The sequence below is a fragment of the Paraburkholderia aspalathi genome, from assembly GCF_900116445.1.
In the GTDB taxonomy this organism is placed as follows: domain Bacteria; phylum Pseudomonadota; class Gammaproteobacteria; order Burkholderiales; family Burkholderiaceae; genus Paraburkholderia; species Paraburkholderia aspalathi.
In genome coordinates, this window is sequence record NZ_FPBH01000013.1 from 36,109 (window position 1) to 50,222 (window position 14,114).

The 14,114-nt window shown below is 61.1% G+C and carries 15 protein-coding genes; 2 read left to right on the forward strand and 13 right to left on the reverse strand.

All coding sequences use genetic code 11. The features are described from left to right. Window positions 1-16 precede the first annotated feature (16 nt). Window positions 17-1,147 (reverse strand): hybrid sensor histidine kinase/response regulator, encoded by a 1,131-nt coding sequence (locus BM438_RS20285; RefSeq protein WP_093636721.1) that lies wholly within the window; start codon window positions 1,145-1,147, stop codon window positions 17-19. A 23-nt stretch (window positions 1,148-1,170) separates the two neighbouring features. After that, window positions 1,171-1,638 carry an NUDIX hydrolase gene (locus tag BM438_RS20290; RefSeq protein WP_093636724.1) on the reverse strand — a complete coding sequence of 156 codons (468 nt, stop codon included), beginning with the start codon at window positions 1,636-1,638 and terminating at the stop codon, window positions 1,171-1,173. A 199-nt stretch (window positions 1,639-1,837) separates the two neighbouring features. Between BM438_RS20290 and BM438_RS44905 the strand changes: the two genes are divergently transcribed. Continuing rightward, window positions 1,838-2,194 carry a hypothetical protein gene (locus BM438_RS44905; RefSeq protein ID WP_143131729.1) on the forward strand — a complete coding sequence of 119 codons (357 nt, stop codon included), beginning with the start codon at window positions 1,838-1,840 and terminating at the stop codon, window positions 2,192-2,194. Between the two features lie 298 nt (window positions 2,195-2,492). Here BM438_RS44905 and BM438_RS20295 read toward each other — a convergent pair whose 3' ends face one another. The 9 genes from BM438_RS20295 to BM438_RS20335 form a co-directional block, all read right to left on the reverse strand. Then, window positions 2,493-2,879 (reverse strand): BON domain-containing protein, encoded by a 387-nt coding sequence (locus tag BM438_RS20295; protein ID WP_093636727.1) that lies wholly within the window; start codon window positions 2,877-2,879, stop codon window positions 2,493-2,495. Window positions 2,880-2,909: 30 nt separating this feature from the next. Next, on the reverse strand, window positions 2,910-4,055 hold the full coding sequence (locus BM438_RS20300; protein WP_093636730.1) for a porin: 1,146 nt from the start codon (window positions 4,053-4,055) through the stop codon (window positions 2,910-2,912). A 92-nt stretch (window positions 4,056-4,147) separates the two neighbouring features. Continuing rightward, on the reverse strand, window positions 4,148-5,776 hold the full coding sequence (locus BM438_RS20305; protein ID WP_093636733.1) for a 3-(methylthio)propionyl-CoA ligase: 1,629 nt from the start codon (window positions 5,774-5,776) through the stop codon (window positions 4,148-4,150). 42 nt (window positions 5,777-5,818) lie between these two features. Then, on the reverse strand, window positions 5,819-6,181 hold the full coding sequence (locus BM438_RS20310; protein WP_093636736.1) for a Rieske (2Fe-2S) protein: 363 nt from the start codon (window positions 6,179-6,181) through the stop codon (window positions 5,819-5,821). Next, complete coding sequence (locus BM438_RS20315) at window positions 6,168-6,728, reverse strand: RBBP9/YdeN family alpha/beta hydrolase (protein WP_093636739.1); 561 nt, start codon at window positions 6,726-6,728, stop codon at window positions 6,168-6,170. The genes BM438_RS20310 and BM438_RS20315 overlap by 14 nt, the downstream gene beginning before the upstream one ends. 32 nt (window positions 6,729-6,760) lie before the next feature. Then, window positions 6,761-7,609, reverse strand: coding sequence for a TauD/TfdA dioxygenase family protein (locus BM438_RS20320; RefSeq protein WP_093636742.1), 849 nt, complete (start codon window positions 7,607-7,609; stop codon window positions 6,761-6,763). Window positions 7,610-7,619: 10 nt separating this feature from the next. Further along, window positions 7,620-8,600, reverse strand: a complete 981-nt coding sequence (locus BM438_RS20325) for a quinone oxidoreductase family protein (protein WP_093636744.1) — start codon at window positions 8,598-8,600, stop codon at window positions 7,620-7,622. Between the two features lie 112 nt (window positions 8,601-8,712). Then, window positions 8,713-10,032: an MFS transporter gene (locus BM438_RS20330; RefSeq protein ID WP_093636747.1), complete on the reverse strand. Its 1,320-nt coding sequence runs from the start codon at window positions 10,030-10,032 to the stop codon at window positions 8,713-8,715. A gap of 155 nt (window positions 10,033-10,187) precedes the next feature. After that, window positions 10,188-11,243 carry a beta-keto acid cleavage family enzyme gene (locus BM438_RS20335; RefSeq protein WP_093636750.1) on the reverse strand — a complete coding sequence of 352 codons (1,056 nt, stop codon included), beginning with the start codon at window positions 11,241-11,243 and terminating at the stop codon, window positions 10,188-10,190. A gap of 242 nt (window positions 11,244-11,485) precedes the next feature. Here BM438_RS20335 and BM438_RS20340 point away from each other — a divergent pair, with 242 nt between their 5' ends. Further along, window positions 11,486-12,487, forward strand: coding sequence for an AraC family transcriptional regulator (locus BM438_RS20340; protein ID WP_093636753.1), 1,002 nt, complete (start codon window positions 11,486-11,488; stop codon window positions 12,485-12,487). 32 nt (window positions 12,488-12,519) lie between these two features. Here BM438_RS20340 and BM438_RS20345 read toward each other — a convergent pair whose 3' ends face one another. Then, the gene (locus tag BM438_RS20345) at window positions 12,520-13,161 is read right to left on the reverse strand and encodes an MAPEG family protein (protein WP_167378425.1); all 642 of its coding nucleotides are present in this window, start codon (window positions 13,159-13,161) and stop codon (window positions 12,520-12,522) included. 70 nt (window positions 13,162-13,231) lie between these two features. Further along, complete coding sequence (locus BM438_RS20350) at window positions 13,232-13,972, reverse strand: carbonic anhydrase (protein ID WP_093636759.1); 741 nt, start codon at window positions 13,970-13,972, stop codon at window positions 13,232-13,234. Window positions 13,973-14,114: the final 142 nt, after the last annotated feature.

A 14,114-nucleotide genomic window follows, 5' to 3' on the forward strand; every position in this document is an offset into this window, starting at 1 on the left:
TGACGGCTACCCGGTGTCAGTGATGTGCATTCATTTGATTTCTGAAACTGGGAAACCCCATCGTCACGGTCGTGCCCACACCCAGGGTGGATTCGATACGGAGGCACCCACCGAGAGACTGCATGATGCGGTTGCAAAAGATCATGCCCATACCGTGCCCGCCGGATCCTGCGTAAGTCGTGACGGGGTCCAGCAACAGACGCGCTTTTATCTCCGGTGCAATCCCCGGACCGTTGTCGTGAATACGGATCTCAGGTTCGGGTGTGTCCACGACTTCGAGGCGCAACGAAGGCGAGGGCGTACCGTCGAGCGCACGCAACGCGTTGGATAACAGCGAAGAGATGACGAGCGCCACGCAATTGGGCATGGCGTGCACGGTAAAATCCCCTTGCACGTCGACCTGTATCCAGTCGCGCTGCGAGGCGGCAAACGGATAGGTATCGAGCAAGGTAGCGATCAATCGCGTCGCGCGGATCTCGTGGGTTCCAATGCCCGACGCGGCCTGTTGGCCTCCGTTCTTGTGCACCGCCGCCCAGAAGGACGAGATCAGCGTCAGGCAGTACTGTGCATTATTAAGCATTGACGCTGCCGCCTGGCCGATCGCCATTTGACGCTCCGGATCGTATTGCTCAGCAACGTCGGTTTCGACGCTGCGTGCAAAAAGGGAGATCGTTGCCAGCGGCGTGTTCAGCTCGTGGGCGAGGAAAGCAAGCGTCTCATCCATCGCCAACAGGCGCTGTTGACGGGCTTCTCGCTCAGCGTAGCGTGCGGTTGCCAGTTGCAGAACCTCGCGCACCGTTTCAGCCCGAAGCGGCTTTTCGAGGATTCGGAATACGTCACCGGTATTGACTGTCTGCAACAGCATGTCTTTATCAGCATACGCGGTGACAAGTATCCGCACGATTTGCGGATACTCCCGCGCCACCTGACGCAGCAGATCGTCTCCGTCGCGTTTTGGCATGCGGAAATCAGTGACCAGTACGGCAATCTCCGCTCCGTATTCACTTAGCATAGCCATCGCTTCGTCTACGCCTTGAGCGACATGCACACAGTATTCTTTACGGATCGCGCGTGCGAAGTGATTGCGCGACATCTCGTCGTCGTCGACGAAGAGAACGGAAAAAGGTGGCTGCATAGTGTCACTCATCGCGTTCCCAGCAAGTTTCGATGTTAAGCCGGCGGCGCAGCCGTGTCGGCGACATGGGCATACGGTTGGGCCACCAGTTTAATGCTCCCATCCGGTTTGCCGATGACAGCCGGCGGCATTTCGGCGCGATTTTCGTGCTTACAAAAAAGATCGACGATTTCCCGCGTCGGTATGCTTGCGACTAGCGTTGAAATTTTGGCCGGGTTGAACCACCGGCAACGCGAAATTTCGTTACGCGCTTCGGGGACCGCGTCCTGAGGAACATCGGCGCGGAAAACATGGTGGTGTTTGCTGAGGCCGCCAAACTGGAACAGGTACGTAAGTTCCACTCCAACTAGCGAAGTCTCTTCTTCCAGTTCGCGCAAGGCGGCGTCCTGCGGCGACTCGGATCTCCGGATCGTGCCACCTGGTAAAGACCACCGCGAGCGCGTGCGGGCAACGAGAAGGATTTTGCCATTCTGGACGCATACGACTGTCGATCTATCTTTCATGCTTTCCATGTAAGCATTGGCACTTCGTGAGCAAGGGCCTAATTATGAATCACGCGTTGGGTGTTCAAACCGCCGAATAACCTGCGCTTTGATGGTCAGTGTTAGGGTTCAAGCGATGGTACAAAACCCTATCGGTTAATACCTCCAAAATACGCTAATCTAAAATAATAAGATCCGTTATAAAGGGGGCGAAAGCAAAATGAAAACCCGCTCGCCACTCACTATCTGTTTGCCGCTTGCGATATTTGTCACCGCATGCGTTCTGTCGCTTCCGACTCTCGTGATCGCCGTTGTCTGGATGACGATTGGTGTGATGGCGCTCGGCCATCGCAGCATTGAAAGCTTCCCTGTGACTGGCATAAGCCGCAAGTGGCTCCGGGGATACCGCGGGGCATGCCTGTGGTTCTGGCATCTGGCCTGGTGGCCCTGGTACATGCGTTCGTCTATCCAGGATGTCGCCGGACAGATCGGACACTCGCTGCATCGAACGAGGAAATCAGGGGATGAAGATCCGAAACGTTCGTCGGACCGGCGGTCAAATGGCGACCATGATTGACATTGGTAAACAAAAGGCAATCAAGACTCGGCGGGGCGTGCGTCAACGGTGTTGCTATCGAGGTTGCCGTGCGTACGACACCCACAGTAGCGAAGAAATTCAGTGCTTCCAGGGCGCGGGTTGGTTTCATTGGGCATAACCATCGGACGTTGCACGTCGCATTGGTCAGCAAGGCCCGTTCCTGGGGGATAGGTGTCGGCCGCGCGCGACCGACACATTGGGTGCCGCCACTGATGGGTGGAAGTCGGCGTGGCCAGTTGTCTTCGGCCTCGCCCACTCCGTTTCTGACTACGGCGGATTACATGCCGCCAAATGGCTTCTTCACCGTCAGCTTGTTGGTCACTGACGTCACGCCGGGAACGCCTCGAGCGATCGCCTCGACCTTGCTGATCTGTGTAGCTTCCGTGACCGTGCCATTCAGTGTCACCGCGCCGTCTTTCGCAATGACGCTGATGTCTCCGGCGTTGATCTCCTTGTATTTCCCGATGGCGGCATAAATCTTCCGGCGCAAGGCACGATCCGCTTTCCTGCCCGCGGGTGCCGCTGCGCCCGTTCCCGCCGTCGTCGACGCACCTTGCGCACCCGAAGGGCTACTGGCTGCTTCACCGGCATGGCACCACGTGGTCACGGACATTGCAACGAACAATGTGGCGACAGCCAGACCAAGAGTCTTGATTGTTTTCATGGATTGCTCCGCTTGAAGAGGGTGACGGAATCAGAAGTTATGGCGGAGGCCGATCATCGCGGCAGTGGTGGACATGCCTGGCGCAACCGGTGCCCCATAGATGATCGTCTGGTTCATCGTCCCCTTGTTGTCGACGTAGCCGACTTGCGCGTATACCTTGGTCCGTGGGGACAGGTTGTATTCGGCACCCACTGCGATTTCGCTCGAGTGATTCGCTGAATGATTCCGGTCCTTCAGGTAGTAGTAGCCGGACGTGATCTTGAGTTGCGGATTGAACTGGTAGCCGAGGCCACCCGACACCATTTCGAAGTCAGCAGTGTTGCTCTTCGCCGGGTTTTTGCCGATGCCGTACGAGGCGGACATAGAAAATCCACTGATCGTGTACATCGCACCGAAATAGTAGAAGCGATTGTTGCTCTGGCCTGTCGCAGGCACAGCCGGCGCCGCCGGATAGGTCAGCGGGAACGGATTGGTGTCATGTCCGTTGTAGTACACAGCGGACAGGTTCAGTCCGTAGTTCGAATATTTGAGCACAGCCGATTCACGCGTGCCGCCCTGGAACTGTCCGGCGACGCCCCCCGGCGCGTACTCAAGTGCAAGCGATGCACCATAGAATTTCGGCGAATTGTAGACCAGCGCGTTGCTGTCATAGAGGGCGCCGATTGGAGCGTTCGTGCTGGTGCCGGGCCAGCCGGCCGCCTGGTTGATGCCGAGCCACGCAGTCAGGATGCTGCCGAAATACTGTGCGCCGCGTACGTCGGTTTCCGCCATTGCGTAGATCATCGGGATGATCTGCCGGCCGGCGTCGAACGTGCCAAACGGCCCGGTTGCCCCGATCGTTGCGAACTGGTTGAAGATTGCGGTCACGCCCGGCGTATCAGACAGCCCGGACTTGCCGTTCGTGGTGTTAAACGTGCCTTGCAGCTTGAAGGTGATCTTGTAGCCAGCGCCGATGTCCTCGCTTCCTTTCAGACCCCAGTAGCTGGAATAGATACCACCGTCCTTGAGTTGATAGGAATGCCCCTGGTTTCGCGCGGTCGGCTGGAACGTTGCCGCCGAGGTGCTTTGATACAGGAACCCACTGTCGAGTACGCCATAGAGCGTGACTGAAGACTGGGCGTGGACCGCGCTGGAAAAAACTATCAGCACTGCCAGGCTGCTTGATTTCAATTTCATTGTGTCTCCTCCTGGTTTGAGGCGTGCCGGGTGGACCCGGCAGTTTATGGTTTGTTACTCGAATGAAACTGTGTTGCTGCCGTGCCAGTGTTTCAGGCCGACAGGTAGTAATCGCCGAACTGATCCCGCAACCGGTTCTTGAGGACCTTGCCCGTTGCACCGAGCGGAACCGAGTCGACAAACACAACGGCATCGGGCTTCCACCACTTCGCAAGCCGGCCGTCGAAAAACGTGAGCAGTTCGTTCGGGACGAGCGCGCTGCCAGGCTTCTTCACGATCAGCAGCAGGGGCCGCTCGTCCCACTTCGGATGCCTCGCGGCGATGCATACCGCCGTCGTGACTTCGGGGTGCAGGTACGCGATGTTTTCGATGTCAGTCGAACTGATCCATTCGCCACCGGACTTGATGACGTCCTTGCTGCGATCTGTAATCTGCATGAAGCCGTCGGGATCGATCCTGGCCACGTCGCCGGTTGGGAACCAGCCGTCGCGCAGCGGCGGTGTGTCGTCACTGCCGAAATATTCCCGCGTGACCCAATGACCGCGCACGAGAAGGTCGCCCGTTGCGGCGCCGTTCCATGGCAATGCCTCGCCTTCCAGGTCGACGATTTTCATGTCCATGCCGAATACCGGGCGACCCTGCTTCGCCTGAAGTGCGTAGCGCTCTACCACCGGCAGAGATACCTGATGTGCCTTGAAACTGCAGATCGTTCCGACCGGGCTCAATTCCGTCATGCCCCATGCGTGCACGACATCGATGCCATAGCGCGCCTGGAACGCCGTCGTCATCGCTGTCGGGCAGGGCGCGCCGCCGATAATCGTGCGCTTCATTGACGAAAACGAACCCGTGATCGCGTCGACATGTGCAAGCAGTCCCTGCCAGACTGTCGGCACGCCGGCCGACAGCGTGACCTGTTCATTCTCGATCAGCTCATGGAGCGACTTGCCGTCCAGCGCCGGCCCCGGAAACACCAGCTTCGCACCGACCATGCAGGCGATATAAGGCAATCCCCACGCGTTCACATGGAACATTGGCACGACGGGGAGGATCACATCGCGGGCCGAACAATTCAGCGAATCCGGCAGCGCCGCGGCGTAGGTGTGGAGCAGGGTCGAGCGGTGGCTGTATAGCACCCCTTTAGGATTGCCTGTCGTACCGGACGTGTAGCACAGCGACGAGGCGCTGTTTTCGTCCAGCAACGGCCAGTCGAATGCGTCACTGTGACCGTCGACGAGATCGTCGTAGCACAGCAGTGTCGCCGACAGGCCATGGTTGCGCGGCATGTGCGCGCGATCGGTCATTGCAACGAAGACCTTCGGGCTCCTGACCCGCGGCGCGACGCTCTCGATCAGCGGCAGAAACGTCAGGTCAAAGAACACCACGCGATCTTCCGCATGTTCGATGATGTACGCGAGCTGGTCGACGTGCAGCCGCGGGTTGAGCGTGTGCAACACGGACCCGGACCCCGACACCGCGAAGTACAGCTCCATGTGCCGGTAGCCGTTCCATGCCAGCGTCCCAACCCGCTCACCGGGCTTGATGCCGAGGCCTGCCAGCGCGTTTGCCATGCGGCGCGCGCGTTGCGCAAGATCCCTATACCGATACCGGTGAATGTCGCCTTCGACCCGTCGCGACACGATTTCCTGTTCGCCGTGATGGCGTTCAGCATGCGTGAGCAGCGAAGCGACCAGCAGCGGTTGTTGCATCATCAAACCTTGCATCCTTGTTCCCCTGAATGGCTGTGTGTTCCCGCGCGGCCCGGATCACGATGCCGCATTGCACGCCGGTGCCGGCGCGGGACTGGCGACTGGGTCCTCGAGACTCACGAACAGCTTTCCGTCGATGGTCCGGACTGGGAATGTCGTCAGGCTCAACCCACTTGCACCCGGCATGCAACCGGTGCGGAGGTCGAAGCGCAGACCGTGCGCCGGGCAGCGCAGCACGCACCCGTCAAGGTGGCCGTTTGCGATCGAGGCCCCCTGGTGGGGACACGCGTTGTCAATCGCGTGGATCGTGCCGTCGATGTTAAAAAGGACAACGCCGCGGCCATTGATGAAGGCGAGTTTTCGCTGGCCTGGTCCGAGTTCATCGACCGCACCAACCGGTATCTGATCAGACGAGTTCATGGATCAGTGTCTCCGCCATGGGCCATTCACCAAACCCTGCGGCCGGATTCAGGTGACCGACTTCGCCAAGGTCGACAAGACGGCTACCCCAGTGTTTCGCCATCGCCGCCACACGCTCGAACTGCGCAAGCGGATCGTTGCGGCTCGCGCCGACGATGCTCGGAAACGGCAGCGGCTTTCGTGGAATCGGATGCCAGCCGTTCCCGGCCAGTGCATCGATGTCCGGATAGCCCGCCGGCAGCGGCGTCTCGAGATCGGCGGGAGCGGCGAGCAGCGCACCGTGAATCTTGCGGCTGTGCTGCTCGGCCCAGTGCACCGTAATCATCACGCCTGCACTGTGCGCGACCAGGATCACCGGGCCATCGATTTTCGCGAGGGCAGCATCGAGCGCCGCAACGCGCGCAGCGCAACTGAGTTTGTCGTGCTCGAGCGGTGGCACCGAGGTGGCCTTGGGCAACTTCCGCTCCAGCAGTGTTTGCCAGTGCTCCGCGACGTGGTCGCGCAAGCCGGGCACCATCAGAATGGTCGGCGTCGTATCGAGAGTCATGAAGCGATCCCATGCAGGTGGTTGCGGTCCGATCAGTACGGCTTGTCGCCGACAATTCCGGCGCGCTCCATCTTGCGGTGACACGGCGGGTAGTCCATCACCGCATAGTGCTGCGTGCTGCGGTTGTCCCAGATCGCGATGCTGTTAGGTTTCCAGCGCCAGCGGACCTGGTACTCGGGGATGTAGGCCTGGCTGATGAGATAGCGAAGCAGTTCACCCGCACCCGGATTGGCGTCCTGCCCGAAGCGCACGCGCGCCGGTGTGTGGTAATTGGTGAAATGGGTGGTGAAGGCGTTCACGAACAACACCTTCTCGCCGGTCTCCGGGTGCGTGCGCACGACCGGATGCTCCGCGTCAGGGAATTGCGCTTTAAGAGAGAGACGTTTTTCGATCGGCATTGCGGCGCCGAAGCTCGCCTCGATGCTGTGGCGGGCGCGCAGGTCCGCGATCTGGGTCTTGACGTGGTCCGGCAGGTTCTCGTAGGCGAGGACCATGTTTGCCCACATCGTGTCGCCGCCGACCGGCGGGCACTCCACGCAGCGCAGGACAGCGCCGAACTGCGGCGCCTCGCGCCAGGTGGCGTCCGCGTGCCACGCGTTTTCATACCGGTCGTTGGGCTGGTCCGGGTTCTTGTAGATGCGCACGAGGCCCGGATGTTCCGGGTCGCTGCCGGCGACGGGATGGTCTTCCAGCGCGCCGAAACGGCGAGCAAATGCGACGTGCTCGCCGCGCGAAATGTCCTGATCGCGCAGGAACAGCACCCTGTGCTCCAGCAGCGCCGCCCGGATTTCGGCAAACAGGCTGTCATCGTGAATGGCATCGGCGAGATTCACCCCCACCAGTTCGGCACCGATGGCACACGTCAATTGTTCGACTCGCATGACCTGCTCCTCAGATAACGAAGACCGACGAGCCGGTCGTCTTGCGCGATTCGAGGTCGCGGTGGGCCTGCGCCGCGTCCTCCAGTGCGTAACGCTGGTTGAGTTCGATCTTGATGCGGCCCGCGGCGACATGCCCGAAGAGTTCGCCGGCAAGTTCGTTCTTCTCAACGGGGTCGGCAATGTAGTCCGCCAGCGCGGGCCGCGTCAGGTAGAGCGAGCCCTTCATCGCCAGCATCTGCGGATTGAACGGCGGGATGGGCCCGGACGCCGTGCCGACGCATACCATCAGGCCACGGCGCCTGAGCGAATCGAGCGACGCCTCGAAGGTATCCTTGCCGACGCTGTCGAACACGACGTCCACGCCCGTTCCGTTGGTCAGTTCGCGCACACGCTTCGCGACATCTTCCCGGCTGTAGTAGACGATGTGATCGCAGCCATGCGCGCGGGCCACCTCGCCCTTGGCCTCGTTCGACACCGTGCCGATCACGGTGAGACCCAACAATTTCGCCCATTGCGACACGATCAGACCGACACCGCCGGCGGCGGCATGCAGCAGGATGGTGTCGCCCGCCTTGAAGTCGTGAATGCGGCGCATCAGGTATGAGGAGGTCAGGCCTCGCATCGTCATGCCGGCAGCTGTTTCGCAGGAGATCGCATCAGGCAGCTTGATGAGCGGCGCGGCCGGAATCAGGCGTTCTGTACTGTAAGCGCCGAGCGTGTTGAGAAAGCCGGTGTAGGTCACGCGATCGCCGACCGCAACGTTGGTCACGCCGGGGCCGATGGCCTCGACCACACCTGCGGCCTCGACACCCATGCCCGCAGGCAGCGGTACGGGGTACAGGCCGGTGCGGAAGTAGGTGTCGGCGAAATTCAGGCCCACTGCTTCATGGCGCAAGCGAACCTGTGCGGGGCCGGGGTCGCCCACTTCAACGTTTTCATAGCGCAATACTTCGGGACCGCCGGTTTCATGGAAGCGCACTGCTTTTGCCATGTCAAATCTCCTATTCATTACTCGAACTGCAAATTTATTTCGCCTGTGAAGTGCTGCCCGATTTGTTCTCGGGCGCACTTGCCAGGTCTAAAGCTCGCGGGTGACCGTCGAGTCAGCTCCCGGCCTGCTCACGCAGGGCACTCAAGCGATCGAGGTCGACGCCATAGTTCCGCTTGCCGATGAAGAAGGCGACTGCCGCGACGAGAGGTGCGAACGGCACGAGTTGCAACGCGCCGAGCAGCCCGATCCGGTCGGCCACGATGCCCGTCAGGACCGCAGCAGGTGCCAACCCCAGCAGGTTGTTCGCCAACGTCAGGGTGGCAAACGCCGATGCGTGGATCGATGGCGGGGTGAGGTTCGCCACCATCGCTCCCGAGGGGCCGGTCGCGCCGGCGCAGAAGAACATGCCGGCACCGATCACGACGAGCTGTGCCGACCCCGCCGGCATGCGGAAGCCGATTGTGAGCAGCACGAAGCAGATCAGACAGAAGGCGACCGCGGTGCTCCACTTCCTTTCCCGCGCATGCTTGCTGAGCCGGTCGGCCAGGTTTCCGCACACCACCATGCCGAACGCGGTGGCCAGCACGAACACGGCCGCGCCCATGGCCGCTTTGCCGGCAGGCATGCCGTAGTAGCGGTTCAGGAAACTGGGCATCCACGCCCACACAGCCGCCGGAACCAGCAGATGGATGCCGCTGCCGACGTAGGCACACACGACCGACTTTGTTGAAAAGAGTCCTTGGATCAACGTGCGCAAGCTCATGCACACACCGGCGCCCTGTGCCTGACGACCCACGTTAGCCGGCTGCAGCGGCGCGAGTCGCTTTTCGGTGATGGCAAACCGGTAGAAAACGACCAGCATGATGCCAAGCGCCGCCATTGCGCCGAACGCCGCGCGCCAGCCGAAGTGAGCCGCGACGGCACCGCCTAGCGCCATGCCCAGCACTGAACCAAACGCCCCGCCAGCCATGAAGGCGGCGGTGAGCGTGGCGCGCAGTCGCGCTGGAAAAATGCTGAGGACAACCGCGATGCCGACGCTGCCGTAGGCGGCTTCACCGATACCGACGAAGGCACGCGCGAGCAGCATCTCGCCATAGTTCGTTGCGAGCGCGCAGCCGAGCGTCGCGAGACTCCACATCGCCGCCATCAGGACAATGCTCTTCACGCGGCCCCAGCGGTCGGCGAGTACCGATAGCGGAAAGGTGAGCACGCCGACCATCAGCGCAACCACGCTGCTGAGCGAACCGAGTCGGGTGTCGGAAAGGTGCCATGCCGCCTTGAGCATCGGAAACACCGCATTCAACACCTGCCGCGACATGTAGTCGGATAGCAGCAACCCCACCGTCAGGACGAATACCACCCACGCATACGCGGGCACGCCTTTTTGCGTTGTCGAAATATCGCCTGTCATGGGCTCGGCATGCGTGAACATGAGTTGTCTCCTTCGTGTCCAGCTCGTTGGCGACCGCCTTTGCCGTACAGGACAAAGGCAGCCTTTATGGATACTGTAAAACTCTCACCGGCCTGGCCGACGAGTCCAGCCTTCGAAGCGCGGCGTCCGCTAAACGTCAGCCGCGCTTCAAACTCTTACGCCGCGCGCAGCGGCAGGTTCCTCACACCGGCCTTGCGATTCGGCGCCATGCCGTTGGCTGCGAGCGTCTCGTCGACCGTCTTGTACTGCACGCCAATCTTGTAGATCTCGCGCGCTTCCTTGCCGCTCGCGATTTCACGGCCCAGTTCGCGCGCCACGCGCACACACTGCTCGATCTGCTGCACCGAGCTCATGCGATTGCCGTGCTGGTCAATGATCGTGTCCTCGATGCCGCAGCGCGGATGCAGGCCCATGGCCATCGCCATCATGTTGAACGGCAGCACGTTCTTCAGCAACGACTCGGCTGTGATCGTGCCACCGTCCGGCGCACGGTGGACGAAGTTGAAGAAGTTGTGCGGGTTCGGACCGTCGAAGCCGCCGCCGATGCCGATCCAAGTCAGGTTCAGCGGCCCCTTGTAGACGCCCTTGCGCACCAGGCGGTCGAGCGTTTCGAGCGCATGGATACCGGTAAGCTGGAAGTGCGGCTGGATGCCCGAGGCCTGCAGGCGGCGCAGATGCTCCTCAACCCAGGCCGGACCCGCGGGCACGGTCATTTCGCTGTAGGCGGCCATCAACGCAGGATTGGACAGCGACGTGCCTTCCAGGTACTCCGGATAGAGCAGTTCCATGATGTTCATCTGCGTGGTGTTGATCGCGACCGTTACCTGATCGGGCTTCGGGTCGAGATCGGCTAGCATGTGACGCGTGTCGTCGGACAGCCACTTCGCGGCCTGGCCGTCGTCTTCCGGTGCAAACGAGATCGAGCCACCCACCTGGATGATCATGTCCGGCACGGCCGCGCGCACACCGGCGATCAGTTCGTTGAACTTCGACAGGCGCTTGGAGCCCTTGCCATCCAGTTCGCGCACATGCAGATGCAGCACGGTCGCGCCGGCCTCGTAGCAATCGACGGCCTTCTGGATCTGCTCCTGCATCGTTACCGGAATGTCTTCCGGAAAGTCCTCGGGCATCCATTCCGGGCCGTACGGAGCGGTTGTGATGACAACCTTGTCCTGGTTCTCAGGGTGCAGCGAATCGTCGAGGAATTGCATCGTGTTCTCCAATATGAGTACGGTGTTCCGACGCTCGCGACACGGCTGGCCGCATGAAAACTGGTCGGAACATGATGAACCGTTGAGATCCCACGATACGGCAATCCTGCGCTACACTTTTATGATATGGCGCCATTCTTTTAGCTTTTCATGCCACTACGCGTTAACACCGGTGCGTGCGGCAGACACCTCAATATCAGACGCAGGAAGGCCGCCTGCGAGGCGTACGCGGAGACAAAGCGATGGAAACGATGTTGCGCTCGGTAGCCATGAGCGGCTATTTCGATGTGACGCGGCGGGTCGGACTGAACCCGGTCGAGCTTGCACAGCAGGTCGGGATCGATACCGCGGCGCTTGCGAATCCGGACGACCGCATTCCGGCAACCGCCGCGTGCCGGCTGCTGGAACTGACGGCCGAAAAGGCGTCATGCCCAACTTTCGCGCTGCAGATGGCCGAGACCCGGCAGAAGTTCGGTACCGGTGTGATCAACGTCCTGCTCGCGCACAAGCGCACGCTGCGCGAGGTACTGCTGGCCACGGCTGAATACCGGCATCTGTTGAACGAAGCCCTGGCTGTGTATGTCGAGGACGTGGGCGAAACGGTTACCATCCGCGAAGAACTGGTCGTCGAACCGGGTACCCCGACGAATCAGGCGATCGAGCTCGCGGTCGGTGTCCTCTGGCGCCACTCCAGCGCTCTGCTTGGCGATCACTGGAAACCACGCTCGGTCCATTTTGTTCATCAGGGACCGAAAGACCTGACGTTTCATCGACGATTTTTCGGCTGTCCGTTGGAGTTCGGCAGCGACTTCAACGGCTTCGTGTGTGCGGCCGCCGATCTCGACTACCCGAATCCCTCCGCTGACCCGGAACTGGTGCGATATGCCGAGAGCCTCGCGGATTCACTCAACGTGACCGGTGTCGATTCGACCGCGCTGGAAGTGCGCAAGGCGATCTACTTGTTGCTTCCCGTCGAACAGGCCACCGTCGAACTGGTTGCCCGCCATTTACGTCTGAGCGTTCGCACCATGCAGCGCCAACTTGAACTTGCGCATACCAGCTTCTCGCGTCTGGTCGAGGAAGTCCGAGGTGAACTTGCCGTGCGCTATATGAGCAACCCACGCTATCCCATTGGGCGGGTTTCCGCACTGCTTGGCTATTCGCAGCAGGGCTCCTTCACAAACTGGTTTAATTCACGCTTTGGTGTGACGCCGCGTGACTGGCGCAACCGCCATTTGAAATGATCGCGCTGGCCGGGTTGATCGGCTTCATTAAATCAACCCGTTTTCACCGGCCGCGTCCCCCAAAACAACACCGCCTCGATCGCGAAGAAAGCAACGAGCGGCACAATCGCGCCCACCGTCCCCGCGATCTCACGCCCGAATCGGCTCGTCACGTACAGCAACACGATCATGCTGATCGCCATGCCCGGCGCTCCGAGTCCGCGCAAAGCAGCGCTGCGATGGTAGCCGAGCCAGAATGCGCCTCGCGCGACGATCCAGACCACAGTCGTCGCCACGACCGCGCGCATGGACGAACCATCGGGGCAGTAGGCTGCCAAGCCGAACAGCGCCGCTGCGAACACGATGATCTGCTCAACCGTGTTCTGCAGGTATCGTTGATTGACGCGCAACCTGCGTGTCTCGAAGCCCGCCAGCGGATCGAATGCGGGCGAGGTCAATCGTTCGTGCGCCACGGCTTCGATGCCCGTCACCAGGCAGAACAGCACCGCGACACAGCAGCATTTGAGCGTCAGAAGCATCCGCGCGCCGAGGCTGTCCATGCCCGGCGGCGGCGACATCAAAAGATCGATGCCGAACCAGAGCCCCGAGGCAAACAGCGACGCGACTGCGATGCCGACAATACCGACGCTGCGCTGCTGTCGAAAGTCGGGCGCGCGATAGGTCGGGTCGGTCATGGATTTTTCCTCCGGGCGTTTCATACGGGGCATCAGCATTGGCCACCCGCGGAAGGATAAACCCACTCCTTTAGACGAGCGCAATTTTGCCGGTGGCGAGGTCGTACATGCCGCCGACAATGTCGATCTTCTTGCTCTCGTAAAGTTGCTGGACGATCGGCGGTGAGCGCTTCAGTCGAGCCATTTGCCGTCGCACGTTCTCGGCGGCCGCGTTGTCCAGCAAGTTGCCGGTCTTCGTTTTCTCGGCGGCGATGACGGCAGGCTTGATCGCTGAGATGAGTCCCGGCAAATGGCCGGGAAGGACCGCTTTGGCCTTCAACACTTTGATTGCGGCATCGACCGCACCGCATCCGGTGTGGCCCAGCACCATGATGAGCGGCACCCCCAGGAACTGCGCGCCGTATTCGAGAGAGGCAAGCAGATCCGGGTTCACGACATTGCCCGCGACGCGTAAAACGAAGAGATCGCCCGGCCCCTGATCGAACGCGAACTCCGGCGCTACGCGCGAGTCGGCGCAACTCAGGATCGTGGCGATCGGATACTGTGCTTGCACACGGGCGGCACGACCTGATGAAAAGTCGCGCTCGTTCGGCGCGTTGGCGGCGTAGCGCGCGTTGCCATCCATGATTCGCTTCAACGCGTCCGCAGGCGGGATCGAGTTCGGCGGTGGCGACGCGCCGGGTGCTGGCGGTTCGGCCGCGATGGCGGCGGTCATGCTCCACGGCAGGAGTGCCGCGAGTGCGCCAGTCTTCAGGAAATCCCGGCGCGATACTTGAGGCTCGTGCTGCGCATCACCACAGACATCACACATTTGAATGTCTCCGTCATTGCTGGGCGCATCCGGCCGCAAACAGGCGCCTTGCCGCATCGCAACGCAAATGGCACAGGTCACCTGCTATGTGCACCTCACGCGGTGGTCCAGGGCCACGCGGCGGATCAACCAATGTGCATAG